Source organism: Pseudomonas sp. Pseusp15 (assembly GCF_059492165.1).
Window position 1 is genome coordinate 88,973 of record NZ_CP168523.1, and the last position, 22,132, is coordinate 111,104.

General features: G+C 59.7%; 20 protein-coding genes and 1 pseudogene. 10 read left to right on the forward strand and 11 right to left on the reverse strand.

The genetic code is table 11. From position 1 onward, the window contains the following. Positions 1-9 precede the first annotated feature (9 nt). Entirely contained in the window at positions 10-1,119 is a 1,110-nt protein-coding gene (locus tag ACEN8R_RS00430) for a dihydrolipoamide acetyltransferase family protein (RefSeq protein ID WP_018927154.1), read from the forward strand. Positions 1,120-1,292: 173 nt separating this feature from the next. Here the strand turns inward: ACEN8R_RS00430 and ACEN8R_RS00435 are convergent. Then, a pseudogene (locus tag ACEN8R_RS00435) lies at positions 1,293-1,532 on the reverse strand (YebG family protein); the annotation flags it as partial. A 316-nt stretch (positions 1,533-1,848) separates the two neighbouring features. Here ACEN8R_RS00435 and ACEN8R_RS00440 point away from each other — a divergent pair. After that, positions 1,849-2,349: a phosphate-starvation-inducible protein PsiE gene (locus ACEN8R_RS00440; RefSeq protein ID WP_018927152.1), complete on the forward strand. Its 501-nt coding sequence runs from the start codon at positions 1,849-1,851 to the stop codon at positions 2,347-2,349. Here ACEN8R_RS00440 and ACEN8R_RS00445 read toward each other — a convergent pair. The 3 genes from ACEN8R_RS00445 to ACEN8R_RS00455 form a co-directional block, all read right to left on the reverse strand. Continuing rightward, a complete protein-coding gene (locus tag ACEN8R_RS00445; protein ID WP_018927151.1) occupies positions 2,346-2,663 on the reverse strand; it encodes a DUF3509 domain-containing protein in 318 nt (105 codons plus the stop codon). The genes ACEN8R_RS00440 and ACEN8R_RS00445 overlap by 4 nt on opposite strands. Before the next feature lie 210 nt (positions 2,664-2,873). Next, positions 2,874-4,175 carry a serine/threonine transporter gene (locus ACEN8R_RS00450; RefSeq protein WP_086944720.1) on the reverse strand — a complete coding sequence of 434 codons (1,302 nt, stop codon included), beginning with the start codon at positions 4,173-4,175 and terminating at the stop codon, positions 2,874-2,876. Positions 4,176-4,238: 63 nt separating this feature from the next. Continuing rightward, positions 4,239-5,615 (reverse strand): L-serine ammonia-lyase, encoded by a 1,377-nt coding sequence (locus tag ACEN8R_RS00455; RefSeq protein ID WP_018927149.1) that lies wholly within the window; start codon positions 5,613-5,615, stop codon positions 4,239-4,241. A gap of 135 nt (positions 5,616-5,750) precedes the next feature. Here ACEN8R_RS00455 and ACEN8R_RS00460 point away from each other — a divergent pair, with 135 nt between their 5' ends. Together ACEN8R_RS00460 and ACEN8R_RS00465 are read left to right on the forward strand one after the other, a co-directional pair. Further along, positions 5,751-6,713 (forward strand): LysR substrate-binding domain-containing protein, encoded by a 963-nt coding sequence (locus ACEN8R_RS00460; RefSeq protein ID WP_018927148.1) that lies wholly within the window; start codon positions 5,751-5,753, stop codon positions 6,711-6,713. 199 nt (positions 6,714-6,912) lie between these two features. Then, positions 6,913-7,323: an HPF/RaiA family ribosome-associated protein gene (locus ACEN8R_RS00465; protein WP_018927147.1), complete on the forward strand. Its 411-nt coding sequence runs from the start codon at positions 6,913-6,915 to the stop codon at positions 7,321-7,323. 107 nt (positions 7,324-7,430) lie between these two features. Here the strand turns inward: ACEN8R_RS00465 and ACEN8R_RS00470 are convergent, their stop codons facing one another. After that, positions 7,431-8,306, reverse strand: coding sequence for a helix-turn-helix domain-containing protein (locus tag ACEN8R_RS00470; protein WP_111454323.1), 876 nt, complete (start codon positions 8,304-8,306; stop codon positions 7,431-7,433). Positions 8,307-8,444: 138 nt separating this feature from the next. Between ACEN8R_RS00470 and ACEN8R_RS00475 the strand changes: the two genes are divergently transcribed. Beyond that, positions 8,445-9,347 (forward strand): DMT family transporter, encoded by a 903-nt coding sequence (locus ACEN8R_RS00475; protein WP_018927145.1) that lies wholly within the window; start codon positions 8,445-8,447, stop codon positions 9,345-9,347. 124 nt (positions 9,348-9,471) lie between these two features. Here ACEN8R_RS00475 and ACEN8R_RS00480 read toward each other — a convergent pair whose 3' ends face one another. The 3 genes from ACEN8R_RS00480 to ACEN8R_RS00490 form a co-directional block, all read right to left on the reverse strand. Beyond that, positions 9,472-10,446: a 2-hydroxyacid dehydrogenase gene (locus tag ACEN8R_RS00480; protein ID WP_018927144.1), complete on the reverse strand. Its 975-nt coding sequence runs from the start codon at positions 10,444-10,446 to the stop codon at positions 9,472-9,474. Positions 10,447-10,675: 229 nt separating this feature from the next. Continuing rightward, the gene (locus tag ACEN8R_RS00485) at positions 10,676-11,050 is read right to left on the reverse strand and encodes a DUF6124 family protein (protein ID WP_495624996.1); all 375 of its coding nucleotides are present in this window, start codon (positions 11,048-11,050) and stop codon (positions 10,676-10,678) included. A 335-nt stretch (positions 11,051-11,385) separates the two neighbouring features. Next, complete coding sequence (locus ACEN8R_RS00490; protein WP_018927142.1) at positions 11,386-12,354, reverse strand: LysR family transcriptional regulator; 969 nt, start codon at positions 12,352-12,354, stop codon at positions 11,386-11,388. A 193-nt stretch (positions 12,355-12,547) separates the two neighbouring features. Here ACEN8R_RS00490 and ACEN8R_RS00495 point away from each other — a divergent pair, with 193 nt between their 5' ends. The 4 genes from ACEN8R_RS00495 to ACEN8R_RS00510 are packed head-to-tail and all read left to right on the forward strand — an operon-like array spanning position 12,548 to position 17,378. After that, the gene (locus tag ACEN8R_RS00495; RefSeq protein ID WP_495624522.1) at positions 12,548-14,047 is read left to right on the forward strand and encodes an efflux transporter outer membrane subunit; all 1,500 of its coding nucleotides are present in this window, start codon (positions 12,548-12,550) and stop codon (positions 14,045-14,047) included. A gap of 59 nt (positions 14,048-14,106) precedes the next feature. Further along, on the forward strand, positions 14,107-16,299 hold the full coding sequence (locus ACEN8R_RS00500) for an FUSC family protein (protein ID WP_495624523.1): 2,193 nt from the start codon (positions 14,107-14,109) through the stop codon (positions 16,297-16,299). Then, positions 16,289-16,489, forward strand: a complete 201-nt coding sequence (locus tag ACEN8R_RS00505) for a DUF1656 domain-containing protein (RefSeq protein ID WP_007896379.1) — start codon at positions 16,289-16,291, stop codon at positions 16,487-16,489. The genes ACEN8R_RS00500 and ACEN8R_RS00505 overlap by 11 nt, the downstream gene beginning before the upstream one ends. Before the next feature lie 25 nt (positions 16,490-16,514). Next, positions 16,515-17,378 (forward strand): efflux RND transporter periplasmic adaptor subunit, encoded by an 864-nt coding sequence (locus tag ACEN8R_RS00510; RefSeq protein ID WP_018927139.1) that lies wholly within the window; start codon positions 16,515-16,517, stop codon positions 17,376-17,378. 45 nt (positions 17,379-17,423) lie between these two features. Here the strand turns inward: ACEN8R_RS00510 and ACEN8R_RS00515 are convergent, their stop codons facing one another. From ACEN8R_RS00515 to ACEN8R_RS00525, 3 genes are read right to left on the reverse strand one after another with little or no spacing between them, the layout of a single operon-like run. Continuing rightward, the gene (locus tag ACEN8R_RS00515) at positions 17,424-17,822 is read right to left on the reverse strand and encodes a DUF4440 domain-containing protein (RefSeq protein WP_495624524.1); all 399 of its coding nucleotides are present in this window, start codon (positions 17,820-17,822) and stop codon (positions 17,424-17,426) included. 46 nt (positions 17,823-17,868) lie between these two features. Then, complete coding sequence (locus ACEN8R_RS00520; protein WP_019581119.1) at positions 17,869-18,693, reverse strand: SDR family oxidoreductase; 825 nt, start codon at positions 18,691-18,693, stop codon at positions 17,869-17,871. Between the two features lie 32 nt (positions 18,694-18,725). Next, a complete protein-coding gene (locus tag ACEN8R_RS00525) occupies positions 18,726-19,190 on the reverse strand; it encodes a hypothetical protein (RefSeq protein WP_018927136.1) in 465 nt (154 codons plus the stop codon). A 178-nt stretch (positions 19,191-19,368) separates the two neighbouring features. On the opposite strand from ACEN8R_RS00525, the gene ACEN8R_RS00530 reads away from it, so the two are divergent. After that, positions 19,369-22,086, forward strand: a complete 2,718-nt coding sequence (locus ACEN8R_RS00530) for an RHS repeat-associated core domain-containing protein (protein WP_495624525.1) — start codon at positions 19,369-19,371, stop codon at positions 22,084-22,086. Positions 22,087-22,132: the final 46 nt, after the last annotated feature.

Here is a 22,132-nt window from a genome sequence, read left to right on the forward strand (position 1 = left end):
GAGATTGCGATGAAATATTTCAAACTGCCGGATCTGGGCGAAGGCTTGCAGGAGGCGGAAATCGTCCGCTGGCACGTCAAGGTCGGCGATACCGTCAAGGCTGACCAATTGCTGGTGTCGGTGGAAACCGCCAAGGCGCTGGTGGACATTCCCGCGCCTTACGACGGCGTGGTGGCGAAAACCTTCGGCGGCGAGGGCGACATCCTGCATGTGGGGGAGCCGTTGCTCGGTTACGAAGGCGAAGCGGATGCGGGCACCGTGGTCGGACGGCTTGAGGGCGGCGGCACGAATCAGGAGGATGCCTTTTTTATCGGCACCGCACCTTCGACCCGCGAATACCTGGCGAACCGCGCCACGCCAGCAGTGCGTCAATTGGCGCGACAACTGGGCGTTGAACTGAGCGCCTTGGTCGGCTCCGGCCAGGACGGTCAGATCACCCGCAGCGATGTGGAAAATGCGGCCCAGACGGAGCGTGAGCGTTTCGGCGGTGAGAAGCTGCGCGGTGTGCGGCGCAGCATGGCGCTGAACATGGCCAGGTCCCATGCCGAAGTGGTGCCGGTGACGATTTTCGGCGATGCCGATCTGCATCGCTGGGGGCAGGCGCGAGAACCACTGATTCGTCTGGCCAAAGCCATGGCGGCGGCCTGCGCGGTGGAGCCAGTGCTCAATAGCGGCTTCGATGGCAAAACCCTGTCGCTCAAACAACACGAACGGCTCGACCTGGGCATTGCCGTGGATACACCGGACGGTTTGTTCGTGCCGGTGCTGCGCGATGTCGGCAATCGCACGTCGGCGGATTTGAAAGAAGGTGTGATGCGCCTGCGCGCCGATGTGCAGGCGCGTTCGATTCCGCCCAAGGAAATGATGGGTGCGACCCTGACTCTGTCGAATTTCGGCACCTTGTTCGGTCGCTACGCCAACCCGGTGGTGGTGCCGCCACAAGTGGCGATCCTCGCCGCCGGGGCGATCCGCGATGAACCGGTGGCGGTCGAGGGGGCGGTGGCGGTGCATCCGATCCTGCCGCTGTCCCTGACCTTCGATCACCGCGTGGTCACCGGCGGCGAGGCGGCGCGGTTCTTCAAGGCGTTGGTCGACGCACTGGAGCAGCCTGACGCCTGATTTTCTGCGAGCATGAAAAAGGCCCTGAGCCATTGGACTCAGGGCCTATTCAATTCGGGCATTGCTTACTTCGGCGTCTTGGCGGCTTTGGCTGGCTTGGTCGGCTCAGCTTGCTCCACTTCAACAGGTGCAGCCACTTCAACAGGTTTAGCGACTTCAGCCGGCACGTTGAGCAATTCGGACAGTGCGTCCGGCTGGCTCTTGAACGCCTTGGCGAACACGTCGCGGTTCTTCGCCATGTAGATCCCGGCTTCTTCCACTTGCTGCTCGGTCAGGGACGGAACGGCTTTTTGCAACACTTCAGCCAGCAATTCGGCCAGTTCGAGCATTTTGTCATGACGGTCAGCTTCGGCTTTATCCATGAACAAGCGCTCCAGATCTCGGCTGCTGCGGTATACCACTTCGACGGCCATTCACCACCTCACATGCCTTCACATTTAGTTGTCTTTGCGACTACTGTATCTATATACAGCGAAAAGGATAAGCGAATCCCTGAGCTTTGGGTAGTGGCTTTTTAATGTAGACCGGATTCGGGGTTTGTCAGGTGAACGATGGCGCTCCATTCGCGGCTACAGGTTTGGTGTTGACCTGCGACCAAACGCCACGGAGCGTGTTTTAAAGCACCTCGCCATCATGTGGCAGGCAACCCCTGGCCTTTTTTCTGCATGCAGAACAACCGTCACGTCCAACCCGCATCATCCGCTCGAACCGAGCTAAGGAACAATCATCGTGAAAATCAACTGGGCCGAGAACCTGCGGCAGAACGTGCACCAACTGGCCGAGTCCCTGGGCAACCTGTTCGTCGAGACCTTCCACTACCTGGCGCTGTTCGCCATCGGTGCGGTGACTGCCTGGGCGGCGGTCATGGAGTTCATCGGGATGCTGGAGCAGGGGCACATCAAGATCGATGACATCCTGTTGCTGTTCATCTACCTGGAACTGGGGGCGATGGTCGGGATTTACTTCAAAACCAATCACATGCCGGTGCGGTTCCTGATCTACGTGGCGATCACCGCGCTGACACGGCTACTGATCTCCAACGTCTCGCACCACAATCCGCCGGACCTGGGGATCATCTACCTGTGCGGCGGGATCCTGCTGCTGGCGTTTTCGATTCTGGTGGTGCGTTATGCCTCGTCGCAATTTCCTTCGGTGAAGATCGAACACCCGCAACGCAAGATCGGTGCGGGTTCCGGTGAACATCCCGAAGTGGAGAAGGGCGAACTTTAATACCCGATTTCAGGTCGGGGCCGGGCTTTGGCCTGTGGCGGCGGTAGCTTACGGTTGTCGCCGTCGGTCATGGCTTCGAGGATGGCCACGGCGCATTGACCCTGTTCGATGGCGATGCCGAATTGAATGCTTTGCACCAGGCGTTTGAGGCGCTTGGGGTCATTGCGTTGTTCGGCGCTGATCATCCGTTTAGCCACCACGCGGCCAGCGTTGGAGAGGGTCAGCATGATGCTGCCGTCCAGGCCCTGGATGCTCAGGTTGATTTGATAATCCGCTGCAAAAGCATCGGTAATGAGCTGAAAAGGGTTGTCCATAATGCGTCACCGCCTGATTGAACGTGCAGTTGTTGACGGCTGTGATCGGGATTAGTTCGCAATACCAGACCACCGGCCTTCCATGTTCATGCGCTTTCTTCCGTGCCGCACAAGGGAGATAGCAAGGGGCATGCCGGAAAAACTGTCGGACAATGTTTACGGCAAAAAAACGGCGGGCACTCTGGCCCGCCTGCTTTTTGCCTGCCCGTTTCAGGGCATAAATGAATAGATGATCGCAGACAGTGCAATCAGACCGACCAACACCACGAACACGTTCGAGGCCTGGCCCGAGTACTGGCGCAAGGCCGGTACACGGCGGATGGCGTACATCGGCATCAGGAACAACAGGCAGGCGATGATCGGCCCGCCGAGGGTTTCGATCATGCCCAGGATGCTCGGGTTGAAGGTCGCCACGGCCCAGCAACTGAGGATCATGAACAGCGCAGTGAGGCGGTTCAGCCAGCCGGCGGAGACGACTCGACCACGGCCACGCAGGCTTTTCACGATCAGGCCCTGAAAGCCTTCGCTGGCGCCGATGTAATGGCCCAGGAAGGATTTGGTGATTGCCACCAGCGCAATCAGCGGCGCGGCGTAAGCGATGACCGGTGTCTGGAAGTGGTTGGCCAGGTACGACAGGATCGAAATGTTCTGCGCCTTCGCCGCGGCCAAATCAGCCGGGGACAACGCCAGCACGCAGCTGAAGCAAAAGAACATCACCGTGACGACCATCATGGCGTGAGCGATCGCCAGAATGCCGCTGCTTTTGCGTTCGGCTTGCTTGCCGTAACGCTGCTTCTGATCGACGGCGAAAGCGGAAATGATCGGCGAATGGTTGAACGAGAACACCATCACCGGGATCGCCAGCCACAAGGTCTTGAAGAACAGCGGCAGCGGCATGCCTTCACTGGCGGTGGCGAAGAACGCGCCGTTCCAGTTCGGGATCAGGCTGATGCCCAGTAGCAGCAATGCCGCGACGAACGGGTAAACCAGCACACTCATGCACTTGACGATGACGCCCTGACCACAACGGACGATGGCCATCAGGCCGAGAATCAACCCCAGTGACAGGATCGCCCGAGGCGGTGGCGTCATGTGCAACTGGTGCTCCATGAGGCTGCTCAGGGTATTGGTCAGCGCTACGCTGTACACCAGCAGAATCGGGAAAATCGCGAAGAAATACAGCAGCGTGATCAGCTTGCCGGCACCGATGCCGAAGTGTTCTTCCACCACTTCAGTGATGTCCCCGGAACGGCCGGACAACACGAAACGAGTCAGACCGCGGTGTGCAAAGAATGTCATCGGAAACGCCAGCACTGCCAGGATCAGCAGCGGCCAGAAACCACCCACGCCGGCGTTGATCGGCAAAAACAGCGTGCCGGCGCCAATCGCTGTGCCATAGAGGCCAAGCATCCAGGTGGTGTCGTGTTTACTCCAGCCTTTGTGGGTTATTTCGTTATTGCGTGTGAGGTCTACAGCGGGATTATCGGCAGCAGGTGTACGTACATCGGTCATCGTTTTCGCCTCGTTATTATTATTACTCGGGCTCACGTGTTGCGAACGGTCAGGAAATGCTCCTCAGCACTCCACCCAGCTAACCGCCAGGCCGCCCCGTGAAGTTTCTTTGTATTTGTCGTGCATGTCGGCGCCGGTATCGCGCATGGTGCGGATCACCCGGTCCAGGGAAATGAAGTGTTTGCCGTCACCGCGCAGGGCCATTTGCGTGGCGTTGATCGCCTTCACCGCGGCAATCGCGTTGCGCTCGATGCACGGCACTTGCACCAGACCACCGACCGGATCGCAGGTCAGGCCGAGGTTGTGTTCCAGGCCGATTTCAGCGGCGTTTTCCAGTTGTTCCGGGGTGGCGCCGAGCACGTCGGCCAAACCGGCGGCGGCCATGGCACAGGCGGAGCCGACCTCGCCTTGGCAGCCGACTTCGGCGCCAGAAATCGAGGCGTTTTTCTTACAAAGAATGCCTACGGCAGCCGCGCCCAAAAAGAACGCCACGACGTCATCGTCCGACGCGTCCGGGTTGAATTTCATGTAGTAGTGCAGCACGGCCGGAATGATCCCCGCCGCCCCGTTTGTAGGCGCGGTGACCATCCGTCCGCCCGCGGCGTTTTCTTCGTTCACGGCGAGGGCGAACAGGTTCACCCACTCCATGGCCGACAGGGTGGAGCTGATGACGTTCGGTTTGCCGATTTCCAACAGGCTGCGATGCAATTTCGCGGCGCGGCGGGGAACATTCAGACCGCCGGGAAGGATGCCTTCGTGACGCAAGCCTTGCTCGACGCACTCGCGCATTACCGACCAGATGTGCAACAGGCCCTGACGGACTTCGGCTTCGCTGCGCCAGGCCAATTCATTGGCCATCATCAATTCGGACACCCGTAGACCGTGCTGTTTGCAGAGCTTGAGCAATTCGGCGGCGCTGGAGAAATCGTACGGCAGCACAACGTCGCTGGCCGGCGCAATGCCGGACTCGGCTTCGGCCGCGTCGATGATGAAACCGCCGCCCACCGAGTAGTACGTCTGCTCGAACAGCTCACCGGTTTCGCCGAAGGCTGTCAGGGACATGGCGTTAGGGTGGTAGGGCAGGCTCTCGTCGAGCAGCAGGAGATCGTGCTGCCAGTTGAAGGCGATGGTCGCTTTGCCGGCCAGGGACAGCTTGCCGGTTTCCCGCAGGTGCTGGATACGCGAATCGATGGTGGTCGGGTCGATGCTATCCGGCCATTCGCCCATCAGGCCCATGACACAGGCGCGGTCGGTGGCATGGCCGACGCCGGTGGCTGAAAGCGAACCGTAAAGGCGGATTTCGACCCGACGGACGGCGGCCAGCAAATTCTGCTCAATCAGTGCTTGGGCAAAGGTCGCTGCAGCGCGCATCGGGCCGACGGTGTGGGAACTGGACGGACCGATGCCGACTTTGAAGAGATCGAAAACACTGATAGCCATGCTAAAGCCTATACAAGCAATGGAAGAGAAATCGCCGCCATTTTTGTAGGCCAAGCGCAATGTCGGCGATACTGCCTACCTCGGTCCTACGTGACCAACGAAACTTCCTAAGACAGCCTTTAGCAGGACTAAACGATGAGTCGTCAATTGCACGCCCAGACTTATGTCTGGCTGCACGTGTTTTCCTGTGCCGCGCGGCACCTGTCGTTTACCCGTTGTGCCGAAGAACTGCACATCACGCCGGGTGCGGTCAGTCAGCAAATTCGGCAACTGGAAGAGCGGCTGGGTTTTCGCCTGTTCCACCGTCGCGCTCGTGGCGTGGAATTGAGTGCGCAAGGCCAGCGCCTGGCCATTACGGTCAACGAGGCTTACGGCAGCATCGACGCAGAATTGCGACGACTGGATGCGGGAATGATCAGCGGGATTTTGCGGGTGCGTTCGATTCCCTCGTTCCTGAGCAAATGGCTGACCCCGCGTTTGCCGCGTTTGCAGCAGCGTTTTCCGGACATTCAATTGCGCCTGGTGGCGGAGGACAGCAGCGTGCCGTTGCACGAGGGAGATTTCGACCTGGCGATCGATCTGAATGACGGCAGCTATCCCGGATTGTTATCCACAGCCTTGCTCGACGAGCAGATATTTCCGGTGTGCGCCCCGAGCCTGTTGCGAGGGCGGCCGCCGCTGCACGGCCCGGCAGACTTGATGCACTTTCCGTTGTTGCACGACATCACCGCCTGGCGCGGCAGTTACGAATACGCGGAATGGGAGTTTTACCTCAATGCCATCGGTTTCGAAGGCGCGGACGTGCGGCGCGGGCACACCTTCAACCGCAATCACCTGACCATCGAAGCGGCGATTGCCGGGATGGGCGTGGCGATTGCGCGGCGAACGCTGCTTAACGATGAGCTGGAACGGGGCACGCTGATCGTGCCGTTTGGCCTGGCAGTGCCTAATCACAAGCGCTACGTGCTGCTCTACGCGCCGGGTGCGCTGAGCCATCCGGGCGTACGCGCGGTGCATGACTGGCTGGTGGAAGAGGCGGGGATTTTTCGTGACCTGCATCCGTTGGGGGGAGCGGCAGATGTGACCATTTGTGACTGAAGACAGGGCCGACCCAACTCCCGACATTAACAGCGCTTTTGCTCGTTGTCCGGCTTTTTTTGCGTATGAATATTTATCTTTTTTTAGGGCTTGAAATGTTCCGCGCACACACCGATTGTGTAACCAAGAGGTTGCGGTGATGACGCCCAAGGGCCAGCCGATGCGCCTCTTGCGAGCTAGCTGAAATAAGGGAAGAACTATGCAAATCCAAGTCAATAGCGATAACCATATTCAAAGCAGTAAACGACTGGAGGAGTGGGTACGTACTACCATTGAGAGCACGCTCGAACGTTATGAAGAGGACCTGACCCGCGTCGAGGTCCATCTGCGGGACGAGAACGGCGACAAGCCTGGTCCCCATGACATGCGCTGCCAGCTGGAAGCGCGGCCAAAAGGCCATCAACCGATTTCCGTCACCCATAAAGCTGACTCCCTGGAACAGGCGATCGACGGGGCAGCCGAAAAACTTGAACATGCGCTGGAGCATATGTTTGGCAAATTACGCGGCAAACCACGCGCCGCTGTGGTGCCGTTCGATAGGGGCGCTCATGCCGATGCGCTGCTTGAGGATGAGTTTCTCGAGAACGAACAGGCTGCGCTCAATGGCTGAGGCCTGATTCACCTTTTACCTTCCTGATTAAAACGGGCCTGCGATTGCAGGCCCGTTTTGTTTCTGGCGCGAGAGCTGCCGAAGGCTGTGATCTTTTACTCTTTGTTCTAGCGTAAAAACGCCTGCCGATACTCCCCAGGCGTCCCACCCAACGCCTGTCGAAACCGGTTGGTGAAATGGCTCGCACTGGCAAACCCGCACGCCAGCGCAATCTCCCCCAACGGCTGCGACGATGCGCGCAACAACTCCCGCGCGCGGCTCAGACGCCGCGCCAACACATACTGATGCGGCGGCAAGCCGAAGCTCACACGAAACATCCGCGCAAAGTGATATTCCGACAGCGCGCACAAGCTCGCCAATTGCCCAAGGCTGATCGCCTCCGCCAACTGACTGTCGATGAACTCCACCAGTTGCCGCCGCTGATGCGCCGCCAATCCACCCTTGAGGCGCAGGCCCTGACGCACACCGACCTGGCTGAGCAAGGCGTGGCTGAGCATCTCGTGGGCCAGGCTGCTGGTGAGCAGGCGTTCGCCGGGTTCGTCCCAGTTGAGGCTGATCAACTGCCGAAAGTGCCGTACTTGCTGCGGGTCTTCGAGGAACGTGCGCTCGCGCAACTGCAATTCCCGTGGCTCGCGATCCAGCAACGTGACGCAACCAAGGGCAAATTGTTCGGGGCTGAAATACAGGTGGGCCAGGCGAATGTCGCCGTTGATCACCCAGCCTGACTGATGGTCGGCCGGCAGAATGCACAGCTTGTCCGGGCCGCCCTTGGTGCCGGGCTGGTCGCGGCGAAAGGTGCCGGTGCCGCCGGCGATGTAGCACGACAAAGTGTGATGGCTCGGCGCTTCGTAGTCCTGGGCGTCATGGTGGTTGCTCCACAAAGCCGCAGCCATGCCGTCACCGAGCTCGGCGCTGTGCTCCAGGCGAGCATTGGGCGAGCGGTTGAGGGCTTGAAAGACTTGCAACGTTTCCAGTGCGGCCATGATCGGTTCTCTCCAACGCCTTGCATCCTACTCCGTAGACGCTGGCCTGCCAGCCTGCCGACCGACAAAAGCGCAAGTTTATGCAAGTGCAAAAGGGTGTCGCGCCGGACACTGAAGGCCTATTCAGGAGCCTTCACCATGAACCTCTCGTTATACCTGCTGACCGTATTGATCTGGGGCACCACCTGGATTGCCTTGAAATGGCAATTGGGCGTGGTGGCGATTCCGGTGTCGATCGTCTATCGCTTCGGCCTCGCCGCGCTGGTGCTGTTCGTGATGTTGTTGCTTAGCCGGCGTCTGCAAGTGATGAACCGTCGTGGGCATCTGATTTGCCTGGCGCAGGGGCTGTGCCTGTTCTGTATCAATTTCATGTGCTTCCTCACCGCCAGCCAGTGGATCCCCAGCGGTCTGGTCGCCGTGGTGTTTTCCACCGCCACGTTGTGGAATGCCTTCAATGCGCGGGTGTTCTTCGGCCAGAAAATCGCCCGCAACGTGTTGATGGGCGGCGCGTTGGGCTTGCTCGGCTTGGGTCTGTTGTTCTGGCCGGAGCTGGCCGGTCATACCGCCAGCCCGGAAACCTTGCTCGGGTTGGCTCTGGCGTTGCTCGGAACCTTGTGCTTCTCGGCGGGCAACATGCTGTCGAGTCTGCAGCAGAGGGCCGGCCTGAAACCCCTGACCACCAATGCCTGGGGCATGGCTTATGGCGCAGCGATGTTGTCGGTGTGGTGCCTGGTCAAAGGTATCCCGTTCGACATGGAATGGAACGCCCGTTACATCGGCTCGTTGCTGTACCTGGTGATTCCGGGCTCGGTGATCGGCTTCACCGCCTACCTGACGCTGGTCGGGCGCATGGGGCCGGAGCGGGCGGCGTATTGCACCGTGTTATTCCCGGTGGTGGCGCTGAATGTGTCGGCGTTTGCCGAGGGCTATCAATGGACGGCGCCGGCATTGGTGGGGTTGGTGCTGGTGATGTTGGGCAATGTACTGGTGTTTCGTAAGCCCAAGGCACCGATGGTGCAGGGAAGCGGCAAATTGGCCTGATGCTTTGACCGAGCGCTGAACAACTCAGCGCTCGATTCTGATAGCGATATAAATCAGCAACGGCAATATGAAGTCGACAATATGCCGAGAACGGGCAGGTGTTTAAAACACCCGCCCTTTTTGATCAGCCTTTCCACACTTGTGGGTTCACCAGATCCTGCGGTCTTTCACCCAACAAGGCACTGCGCAAGTTAGCCAACGCACGGTTGGCCATGGCTTCGCGGGTTTCGTGCGTGGCCGAGCCGATATGCGGCAGGGTCACGGCGTTTTTCAGTTGGAACAGCGGTGATTCAGCCAGTGGTTCTTTCTCGTAAACGTCCAGCCCGGCGCCACGAATCCGGTTGTTTTGCAGTGCTTCGACCAGCGCCGGCTCGTCTACCACCGGGCCACGGGCGATGTTCACCAGAATGGCGCTCGGTTTCATCAGTGCCAGTTCGCGGTGGCTGATCAGGTGCCTGGTTTTTTCGCTGAGCGGCACCACCAGGCAGACGAAATCGGCTTCGGCCAGCAGTTGATCCAGGCTACGGAACTGTGCGCCGAGTTCCTGTTCCAGTGCGGTCTTGCGGCTGTTGCCGCTGTAGATGACCGGCATGTTGAAGCCCAGTCGACCACGACGGGCAATGGCCGCGCCGATGTTGCCCATGCCGACTATCCCTAAGGTTTTGCCATGCACATCGCTACCGAATAACGGTGCACCGACGGTGGCTTGCCATTGGCCAGCCTTGGTCCAGGCGTCCAGTTCGGCGACGCGGCGGGCGCTGCTCATGAGCAGGGCGAAGGCCAGGTCGGCGGTGCTTTCGGTGAGCACGTCGGGGGTGTTGGTGAGCATGATCCCGCGTTCGTTGAAGTAGGCGAGGTCATAGTTGTCGTAGCCGACGGAGACGCTGGACACCACTTCCAGTTTGCTGGCGTTCTCCAGTTGCGCCCGGCCGAGTTTGCGACCAACGCCGATCAGGCCGTGGGCGTGGGGCAGGGCTTCGTTGAACTGGGCGGCGATGTCGCCGTTTTTCGGATTCGGCACGATCACGTCGAAATCCTGTTGCAGGCGTTCGATCATGGGCGGAGTGATGCGGCTGAAGGCGAGGACGGTTTTTTTCATTGGAGAGGGGCTCGTCGGGCGTGGAGATTGCCAAGCAAGCTAACATTCTTCGCGGACATTATGCGAGGGTGTACGCCATCCAAAACTGTAGGAACGACCTGTGGCGAGGGGGCTTGCCCCCGTTGGGCTGCGAAGCAGCCCCAAAATCTCTGGTGGTCCAAAGATATTGTGAGTGCTACGCACTCAAACGGGGGCAAGCCCCCTCGCCACAGGTCATTCCTACAATGCGTCAGCTATGTGGCGCAGGCTTCGGTACGTCGACGTTATCCAGCACCCGGTTCACCGCCAGTTCGGCCAGCATGATGACCTGCTGAATCGCCAGGATCGTATGGCGCTGCGGGGCGTCGACATAGGCTGCAATGTCGCTGGTCATGACGCTGGCCGAGGCCAGGGATTCGCAGACATGGGCCAGCAGGCTCTCGTTGTCCATGTCCGGCGCGACCTGAAACATCCTGCTTGGCTTGCGGTCTTCTGGTTTTTTCGGAGTGGGCTTGAGGTAGTGATCGAGCGCTCGTTCGGCGGCTTCGTTGAGTTTTTTCGAATCGAGAGATTCGTAGGGGGAAACGTCGTCGGTTTCCGGAGGGTTCGGTGTTTCTTTAATCATGCGGAAGTTACTCATTGGCAGATGAAGTGGAACTGCCATCTTTCGTTTTCCAGACGAAAGGGTGGCAGCTGTGCGCGGACTGGAAAAACCGGAACACCCACCAAAACCCGGCAGACCCGAAGGTCTCCCGCGCACAGCCGCCATAACAAGGATTGCGTGCAGTAAAAAGCGCCGCAGTATGCCATGGGGTGTGGTCAGTGTTCGCCAGGTTTTCCAGACCTGATCGCTGATTTTGCAGCGACCCACAAAGCCTACCCACTTCGCTTCCGACCCAACAACCGACAGAACTCGTCGGAAACATCCCCCAAAATCACCGTGTCTGTAGGACCGTGAAATCAGTTCGCCAGCCGAGCCCCGCCCAAGCTGCCGCTCAATTCATACGCCGCCAATTCCGCCTGATGCGCCGCCAGAATCTCCGGCAACGATCCACGCAAGTATTCGACCCAGGTCTTGATCTTCGCGTCCAGATACTGCCGCGACGGGTAAATCGCATACAGATTCAATTCCTGCGAGCGGTACTTTGGCATCACCCGCACCAGCGTACCGTTGCGCAGCCCTTCAATCGCCGCATACACCGGCAACACCCCAACCCCCATGCCGCTGGTGATCGCTGTCTTCATCGCGTCAGCGGAGTTCACCAAGAACGGTGAGCTGTTGATGGTGACCATTTCCTGGCCTTCGGGGCCATCGAAAGCCCACTTTTCCAGCGGGATCACCGGGCTCACCAGGCGCAAGCACATGTGATTGAGCAAATCGCTGGGCTTCTGCGCGCAGCCGTTGGCTTTTACATAGGCGGGGGATGCGCAAACGATGCTGTAGGTGATGCCCAAACGCTGGGAGACGAAGCCCGAGTCGGGCAGTTCGCTGGCGAGCACGATGGACACGTCGTAGCCCTCGTCGAGCAAGTCCGGCACACGGTTGGCCATGGTCAGGTCGAAGGTCACGTCGGGGTGGGTCTTGCGGTAGCGAGCGATGGCGTCGATGACGAAGTGCTGACCGATGCCGGTCATGGTGTGCACCTTGAGTTGCCCGGCCGGGCGCGCGTGGGCGTCGCTGGCCTCGGCTTCGGCTTCTTCGACATAGGCCAGGATCTGCTCGCAGCGCAACAGATAGCGCTTGCCCGCTTCGGTCAAGGCAATGCGCCGGGTGGTGCGGTTGAGCAGGCGGGTTTGCAGGTGGGCCTCCAGGTTGGAGACCGCGCGCGAGACGTTGGCCGTGGTGGTGTCCAGTTGTACGGCGGCGGCGGTGAAGCTGCCGGCCTCGGCCACGTAACTGAAGGCGCGCATGTTTTGCAAAGTGTCCATGGGGTGCTCTCTTGGCGGATGGCAAATTGTGACACGAAGTTTCAGAGACTGAGACCCCGACCAAGGGATTATCTCGTTAACGGTAACAAAGATTCACAAGAATCCCGGCTTATCGCCAACAAGGCCCACCCCTAGAATTGCGCCGGCTCCTACAGGATCTCGTGACTCTCCCCCCTTTCAGGAATTTGCAGCAGTGCCGCGTCGCATCAACAGAGCGCTCAAGACGCTCAGTGTTTTGGCTTTAACCCTGGCAATCAGCGGCTGCATCGGAACCGGCGGTATTGCCCCACAAGGCAAGGCACTGGAGGCCAATTCACTGGCCACCGACGAAGCCATCCAGAGCGCCGCCCGGGACGCTCACTGGCCCACCGCCCAATGGTGGCAGGCCTACGGCGACCCGCAACTGAACCGCTGGATCTCCCTCGCCCTGCAAGACAGTCCGAACATGGCCATGGCCGCCGCGCGAGTGCGTCAGGCCCGTTCCATGGCGGGTATCGCCGAGTCCGCCGAGTCGCTGCAGATCAATGGCCAGTCGACCCTCAAACGCCACAACTGGCCCACCGATCAGTTCTACGGCCCCGGTGAGTTGGCCAACACCACCACTTGGGACAACAACGCCGCGCTGGGCTTCAGCTATGCCCTCGACCTCTGGGGACGCGAAAGCAACGCCACCGAGCGAGCGGTGGACATGGCGCACATGAGCGCTGCCGAAGCACGGCAGGCCCAGCTCGAATTGCAGAACAACATCGTGCGCGCCTACATCGAACTCTCGTTGCATTACGCGCAACGGGACATCGTCGCGGCCACCTTGAAGCAGCAACAACAAATCCTCGACCTGGCGCAAAAACGCCTGGACGGTGGCATCGGCACGCACTTCGAAGTCAGCCAGGCCGAAACGCCGCTACCGGAAACCCATCGCCAGCTTGATGCGCTGGATGAAGAAATCGCCCTCAGCCGTAACCAGCTCGCGGCCTTGGCCGGCAAGGGACCGGGGGAGGGCGCGCAGTTGCAACGGCCGACGCTGTCGTTGGGGACGGCGCTGAAGTTACCGTCGTCGCTGCCGGCGCAATTGCTCGGGCAACGCCCGGACGTGGTTGCCAGTCGCTGGCAAGTGGCGGCCCAGGCGCGGGGCATCGATGTCGCTCACGCAGGTTTCTACCCCAACGTCGATCTGGTGGGCAGCCTCGGTTACATGGCCACTGGCGGCGGTGCGCTGGAGTTCCTGACCGGCAAGAAGCTCAACTACAGCGTGGGGCCTGCGATCTCGCTGCCGATTTTCGATGGCGGCCGCTTGCGTTCCGAGCTGGGTGAAGCCTCGGCCGGTTATGACATTGCCGTGGGCAAATACAACCAGACGCTGGTCAATGCGCTGAAGAACATCTCCGACCAGTTGATCCGCCGCGAGTCGATGGACAAGCAGCAAACGTTCGCCGCCGAATCGGTGGCCACGGCGCAGAAGACCTACGACATCGCGATGATCGCCTATCAACGTGGGCTCACCGATTACCTCAACGTACTCAATGCGCAGACTTTGCTGTTCAAGCAACAGCAAGTGCAGCAGCAGGTTCAGGCTGCGCGGTTGAGTGCTCATGCTGAGCTGGTGACTGCTTTGGGCGGAGGCCTTGGCGCTGGCAACGACGTCCCGAGTGCCGAGAAAACCCTGCCCCCGAAAACCCCGAGCCTTTTGAAGTGAGCACGACGTTTCAGGCACACCCACAGTTCCTCAAGCCCTAGACCATTGAGCACGATTTCATGACTCCCTTGCCCGCACCTTTGCGCTGGCTGTATTCCCTTGAATGGCGCCGGGGTTTCTTCGACTGGGCGCGCAGCGACGGCGTGACCTGGGTCTACATTTTCAAGGTGCTGTTCGCCGCATTCCTCACGCTGTGGCTGGCCATGCGCCTTGAATTGCCGCAACCACGCACCGCGATGATCACCGTGTTCATCGTCATGCAACCGCAAAGCGGCCAGGTGTTCGCCAAGAGTTTCTATCGCTTTCTCGGCACGTTGGCCGGGTCGGCGGTGATGGTCGCGCTGATTGCCTTGTTCGCGCAGAACACCGAACTGTTCCTCGGCTCGCTGGCGATCTGGGTCGGCCTGTGCACGGCTGGCGCAGCGCGTTGTCGCAACTTTCGCGCCTATGGATTTGTGCTCGCCGGTTATACGGCGGCGATGGTTGGGCTGCCCGCTCTGGCTCACCCGGACGGCGCATTCATGGCTGCGGTCTGGCGAGTGCTGGAAATCTCTCTGGGGATTCTCTGCTCGACGCTGGTCAGCGCCGCGATCCTGCCGCAAACCGCCAGTGCGGCGATGCGCAATGCGTTGTATCAGCGCTTCGGCGTGTTCGCGTTGTTCGTCACCGATGGCTTGCGCGGTCGCAGTCGGCGCGAAGCGTTTGAAGCTAGTAATGTTCGGTTCATCGCCGAGGCGGTGGGCCTGGAAGGACTGCGCAGCGTCACGGTGTTCGAAGACCCGCACATGCGTCGGCGCAATGGCCGGCTCAGTCGCTTGAACAGCGAATTCATGGGCATCACCACGCGCTTCAATGCCCTGCATCAGTTGCTCGAGCGCCTGCGCAGCAGTGGCGCCGATCATGTTGTCGCGGCGATCAAACCAGGGTTGCAGGACTTGGCCGAAGTGCTCGACGGTTTCAGCGGCCGTGCGCTGACCAGCCCTGATGCCGCTCGCCTGACCAGCGCCTTGGCGACCTATAAGGACAACTTGCCGGCGCGGGTGCGCAAGCTGCGGGCGAGCTTTCAGGAGAACGATCCGAGCGACGCCGAGCAGTTGGATTTTCACACCGCTTACGAACTGCTTTATCGCTTCGTCGACGACTTGCACAGTTATGCACAGACCCACGCGTCCCTGGCCGATCACAGCCACGAACGGGAGCGTTGGGACGAACCCTTCACCCCGCAAACCAATTGGCTGGCCTCGGCCGCGTCGGGGATTCGCGCCGCGTTCATCCTTGTGGTGCTCGGCAGCTATTGGGTGGCCACCGCGTGGCCGAGCGGGGCGACCATGACCCTGATCGCCGCCGCCACAGTCGGCCTGTCAGCCGCGACGCCAAACCCCAAGCGCATGGCGTTTCAGATGGCCTGCGGGACGTTGCTCGGGGCACTGATCGGCTTCGTCGAGATGTTTTTCATCTTTCCCTGGATCGACGGTTTTCCATTGCTTTGCGTGATGCTCGCGCCGGTGATCGTGCTCGGCTCGTTCCTCACTTCTCGGCCGCAATACGCCGGTGTCGGCCTGGGGTTGCTGATCTTCTTCAGCACCGGTTCGGTGCCGGACAACCTTACGGTCTACAACCCTTACGCCTTTATCAACGACTACATCGCCATGGTCATGGGCATGCTGGTGTGCGCGGCGGCCGGGGCAATCATTCTGCCGCCCAACAGCCGCTGGCTGTGGCGGCGGCTGGAGCAGGACTTGCGCGGGCAAGTGGTGTACGCCATCAGCGGCAAACTCAAAGGGCTGGCGTCGAGTTTCGAAAGCCGTACGCGGGACTTGCTGCATCAGGCCTATGGCCTCGCCGCAGGACAGCCGCAGGTGCAGCGGGACTTGTTGCGCTGGATGTTGGTGGTGCTGGAAGTCGGCCACGCGATTATCGAACTGCGTAAGGAACAAGCGATTCTGCCGGTGCACCCGGCGTATGCCGAATCCCAGCCGTGGCGCCAGTCCATCCGGGTAATGGGGCGTTCGCTGGTACGGCTGTTTCTGCAACCGGGCCAGAGCAATCTGGAGCGGGCGCTGGTCGCCGTCGACCACGCGATCGGTCGCGTGCAGGCCACCGACGAACCCTTTGCGCCGCACTTTGATACCTCCGCATTACGCCGGGTGAAGAGTTACCTGCACTTCATCCGCACCTCGTTGCTCGACCCGCAATCGCCGCTGGCCTCATACACCACTGCCAAGCCCCAAGGACTTGAACATGCCTCGTGAAATCGCCTTCCACGGCGTGTACATGCCGACCATGACCCTGATGTTTTTCATTGCGGCGGCGCTGGCCTGGGCCCTTGACCGATTCTTGTCCGGGTTCGATCTGTACCGTTTCTTCTGGCACCCGGCGCTGCTGCGCCTGAGCCTGTTTACCTGTCTGTTCGGCGCCTTGGCGCTGACTGTCTACCGTTGACTCTCTATCACTGAAGAAGGCCTTGATGAAAAAGCTTTTCAGCCTGCTCGCGACCCTGCTGGTGCTGGCCCTTGCCCTGTGGATTGGCCGGACCTTGTGGGTGCATTACATGAACACGCCCTGGACCCGTGACGGCCGGGTGCGCGCCGACATCATCAACGTCGCCGCCGACGTGACCGGTGAGGTGGTGGAGGTGCCGGTACGCGACAACCAGTTGGTGAAAAAGGGCGACTTGCTGATGCGCATCGACCCCGAGCATTACCGCCTCGCGGTGAAACAGGCGCAGAGCCTGGTGGCCTCACGTAAGGCCACGTGGGAGATGCGCAAGGTCAACGCCCATCGCCGCGCCGACCTCGACAACCTGGTGATCTCCAGGGAAAACCGCGACGACGCCACCAACATCGCCGACTCGGCCCTGGCCGATTACCAGAACGCACAAGCGCAACTGGAAGCCGCCGAACTGAACCTCCAACGCACCGAAGTGCGGGCGGCGGTGGACGGCTACGTCACCAACCTCAACGTCCATCGCGGTGACTATGCGCGCATCGGCGAAGCGAAAATGGCGGTGGTCGACATGAATTCGTTCTGGGTTTATGGCTTCTTCGAAGAAACCAAACTGCCGCATGTTCGCGTGGGCGATAAAGCCGACATGCAATTGATGAGTGGCGAAGTGCTCAAGGGCCACGTGGAAAGTATTTCTCGCGGCATCTACGACCGCGATAACCCGGAGAGTCGCGAGCTGATCGCTGATGTGAACCCGACCTTTAACTGGGTGCGTCTGGCGCAGCGGGTGCCAGTAAGGATTCACATTGATGAAGTGCCGGAGGGCGTGCTGTTGGCGGCGGGGATTACGTGTACGGTGGTGGTGAACCCCCCGGCTGGCGAATAACCTGTGGCGAGGGGGCAAGCCCCCTCGCCACAAAAAGTGGCCGTGTCAGTCTTGGCAAAACGTCTCATGCAAATGCCGCCAAACCACCTTGCCATCGGCCTGTTTCTCAAACACCGCCGAGGACCGCCGATCAGAATGCAGCCCCGTCGCATCGGTCTGTTGCTCGCGGTAACTGACCACTGCGCCACCGTCATACAGCGCGACACCTCGCAGCTCGCTGAGCTCAATCCTGAACCCGAGCTTCTTCCCGCCCGCCAACAGAAACAATTCATTCAACGCCTCGAAATCCAGCACCCGGCCCAACGGCGAGACCATGGAAAACTGCGGCGAAAAACGCGTCAGCAATTGCTCAAGCTCGGCCTCGTCCCGTTCCTCGGCCAACCATTGCTCGATGGCTACGTGGGCCTGGATCACTTCGTCAAAGTATTCGGTGTAGTCGGTCATGCTGTTTCCTGAAAGTCTGAAAGTGTGTTTTGACGCCTTCGCGGTCTCAGAGCTGCCCGCGCAACCCGAACCGCTTCATCAACCCCGACTCCAGCAACCCTTTTGGCAATAACCCCGCCATCAATGGCAACGCCCGGCTGCCGTTACCCAAACGCACCAGACGCGGCGTTTTACTCTGCTGCACAGCCTTGAGCAAACCGGCGGCAAATTCACTGGCCGGCGTTGGTTTATCTTGAGAGGCCTTGGCCCGTGCACGAATACCTTCACGCAGCGGAAACCACGGTGATTGTTCGGTGATCAGTTGCTCGGCTTCGTGGCCGGCATTTTTCGCGAAGCTGGAGGCGATAGCACCGGGCTGAACTTCCATGACCCGCACGCCGAACGGCGCCAGTTCCATGCGCAACGCATCGCTCAAGGCATGCACGGCGGCTTTCGAGGCGCAGTAGGCACCGGCAAACGGCGTGACCAGAACCCCGGAAACGCTGCCGATGTTTATCACCAGCCCCCGGGCGCGACGCAGTACCGGGAACATCGCGCGAGTGACGCCGACAATCGCAAACACGTTAGTTTCGAACTGGCGCTGCATGGCCGGCACGCCGCCATCGAGCAGCGGCCCCATGGCGCCATAACCGGCATTGTTGATCAGCACGTCGAGGCCGCCGCGTTGCTGGTTGATCCGCTCGCTCAACTGTTCGAGGGCCGGGCCATCGTTAACGTCCAGCTGCACGGCGGTGAAACCGGCAGCAGTCAGAGCCGCGACGTCTTCAGCCTTGCGAGCACTGGCCCAGACTTCGTAACCGGCATTTTTGAAGGTGTCGGCAAGTGCGCGGCCAATGCCGCTGGAGCAACCGGTAATCAACGCAACAGGCATGGCGCGGTCCTTGTGCAAAAGAAAAAGGGGGATCAGTCGGAGAAACTACCCTGCAACCGTTCAGCGCGAAATTCCAGGGTTTGCGGGCGGTAGCCGGGGCGCAAGGGCGGTAGCGGCAAGCAGTCTTCCCAACTGCCGCCGGCCTGCAATTCGCCGGGGCCGCGATAACGTGGCGCGGCGTATTGATTGTCGGCCAGGTTCACCGTATCGCCCGGCGCATACGCCGCGATGCGCCAGCGCAACTCGATCAGTGGCACGTCGTTGCCGTTTTTCATCGTGAGCTTCAATGGCCGATCTGCCGGGCAGTGCTCGGGTGCGTAAGTGATGCGCAGCTCAAGGCGTGCCAGTTGCTTGATTTCGCGGTTGTCCATCCAGAACACCCACGTCGCCACCAGGCCCAATCCGACAGCGGCCGCCACGGAAACCGGCACGGCCTTGGCCGGGTAGCGCAGCAGCAGGATCAGCCAGGTGATGACCAGCAGGACGCCGATGAACATGTTTGAACGCTCCATGAACGGATAACCGACATCCTACCGAAGGGGCACGAGAATGGATATTCGGTGAGCAAGGGGTTGTACCGTTGGTCGGTACTGTAATTTCTGACAGTAGCCAGCCATGTTCTTGAAACGTTAGAAGACATTGGCCGACGGGGCTGTTATTCGATGGACAGAGGCGATGGAAATGCACCACAAGACGCCCACACTGAGGATCTTCGATCCGCGCGGCCTGTCGATTCGCTTGGTAGATTACTGGCGCGCCATCGAAAACCTGCCCGCTGAGGTCCGCATCAATCGCACTGCTCACAATGGCGCAGGACGTGCAGTCAAACAGTGGGATCCGCGGTTATGGGCGCTGCAAGAAGGCGATCCCCTGACCCCTCCCAATCTGATCACGGTGTATTCGCTGTCCGGGAACGCGTTGCGCACGGACAGCGTTGATGCCGGAACGCAGATCACCCTGCGTGGTCTGGCCGACGAAGTGTTGTCGGACTGGGACAGCCGCCAAACACGTCGCGAGGTCGAATATGACGATTTGCTGCGGCCCGTGGCGGTGTTCGAACAGGGCGCCGTGGAGCCCCGTCGCTGTGTCGAGCGCTTTACTTATGGCTACCCGGGCCAGGGTCATCAGGACCTTAACCAGTACGGCAAACTGATTCGCCATGACGACCCGGCGGGCAGCGTACTGTTCGACTCGTTTGCGATCAGCGGTGAAGGCATCGAAAACACCCGCCACTTCACCCTTGATCCGGTAACCCCCGATTGGCCGGAATCGATTGATGATCGCCGACGGCTGCTCGAACCGGGGACTGGGGCGACGTCCAGGTGGCGTTTCGGCCCGTTGGGTGATGTGCTGGAACAGACCGATGCCAAGGGTAATCGTCAGACTTTCGCTCTGACCGTCGATGGCCGATTGCGCGAAAGCCGACTGCAATTGAAGGATCAATCCATTTGGCAAACGTTGGTCAGCGAGATCCGCTACAGCGCCCAAGGGCAAGTCGAAGAGGAGGTCGCGGGTAACGGGGTGCGGACGACGCTGGCCTATCGACCCGAAGACGGTTTGTTGATGGAGCGTCGGGCACAGGATGCCAGTGCCCGAATGTTGCAGCATCTGATCTACGACTATGACCGGATGGGCAATGTCTTGAGCATCGAGGACAAGGCCCTGCCCGTGCGCTACTTCGCCAACCAGCGCATCGACCCGATCAGTCGCTTCATCTACAACAGCCTGTACCAGTTGATCGAAGCCTTTGGCTGGGAAGCGGGCGGTCCCGATCAAGGACCCGAGTCGGTTGGTCGCACCGATCCGGCGGCGGTTAGCAACTATCGGCAGATTTACCACTATGACGAGGGCAGCAATCTGCTGAAGGTGACCCACATCGGCGCGCAAAAACATGGGCGCGATTTGAAAGCTGCCCGCTACAGCAATCGCTGCCTGCCCTGGCGCAACGGCGTGCCGCCCACGGAAGAGGACATCGCCGCCGCATTCGACGCCAAAGGTAATTTGCTGGAGTTGGACCAGGGACGGTTGTTGACCTGGGATCTGCGCAATCAATTGCGCTCGGTCAGCCCGGTGGAACGCGCCTCCCGACGCAATGACGGTGAGTGCTATTTTTACGATGGCGCTGGCCAGCGGGTGCGCAAAATCCGCGCGTTGCAGACCAGGGCTCGCACCGTGATAGCTGAAGTGCGTTACTTGCAGGGTTTGGAACTTCGTACCGACAGTGGCACCGGGGTGGTGTTGCAGGTCATCACCGCGCAGGCTGGCCTCAACACCGTGCGGGTGTTGCATTGGGACAGCGAGCCACCGTCCGGTGTCAACGATCAGTACCGCTACACCCTGGTCGATCACCTGAGCTCCTGCACCGTGGAACTGGCCGATGACGCGCAAATCATCAGCCGGGAAATTTTTTATCCCTTTGGCGAGACCGCGTGGTACGACGCGATTGAAGTGGACTATAAAACCATTCGTTATTCGGGCAAGGAACAGGATGCCACGGGGCTTTATTGCTATGGCTTCCGGTACTACATACCGTGGTTGCGGCGATGGGCGAGTACCGATCCGGCAGGCGCTGTGGATGGCTTGAACCTGTATCGGATGGTTCGAAACAACCCGTTAACGTTCTTTGACGAGCAGGGTGAAAACTCAAAATCCAACTCGGCAGTGCGTACCGCGATCGAGATTTTTGAATCGTATAAGGACAATTACAGCGATACGGACAGAGTGACTCCTTACAACATGATGAACACAATCACTCAGGGCAAACTGAAGTTCAAAACAGCAAAGGCAACACCTGCGGTGCTTGAAAAGACCAAGCCCCAGAACTTTACCTTACGCCATTACACGGTCTACGGGAGCAGCGGCGAAACACCTCCCTTTATGGAAATCGCGTCTAACTTTTCTTTGGTTCACCAGAACTTGAAGACGTTGGGCGGAAAGGGCGGCAATACCAATGAAAAGGATTGGACCAAGGCCGGGAACATGGGCTTCACCTTCTTTCTTCTGGCGATAAATGGAGAAGTGAATGAACGCAAGTTTCTCGGCTCGATGACACACTTTACCGAATACGATCTTGAGGATGACAAGGTGCTGGAGGCAGCCTTGGGTAAAGATTTCGATAAGGTAGAGTTTTTTGCTTCTCCCGATGTACTCGATCCCAAACACTCTTCGGACCTGGGCGCGGTGCCAATGGTTAAAGGCCCACTGAAAGAATTGAAGGCGCTGCTGTTAGGCAACTCGGGAATCAGTCCGGTTCAGGTGGGAAGAATGAGTTCACGAGCATTACTTGACAGTATCGATAGTGCGTTTCATGGAACACTTGAGATCAAAATACCAGGATCAATAAAGGTCAGTGGCTGGCATAGAAAACCAGCCACAACCCGTAAGGCTGCATGAATGTGTAAAAAAGCCCCCGCCCAACCCGCTGCGGATAGGGAACGCA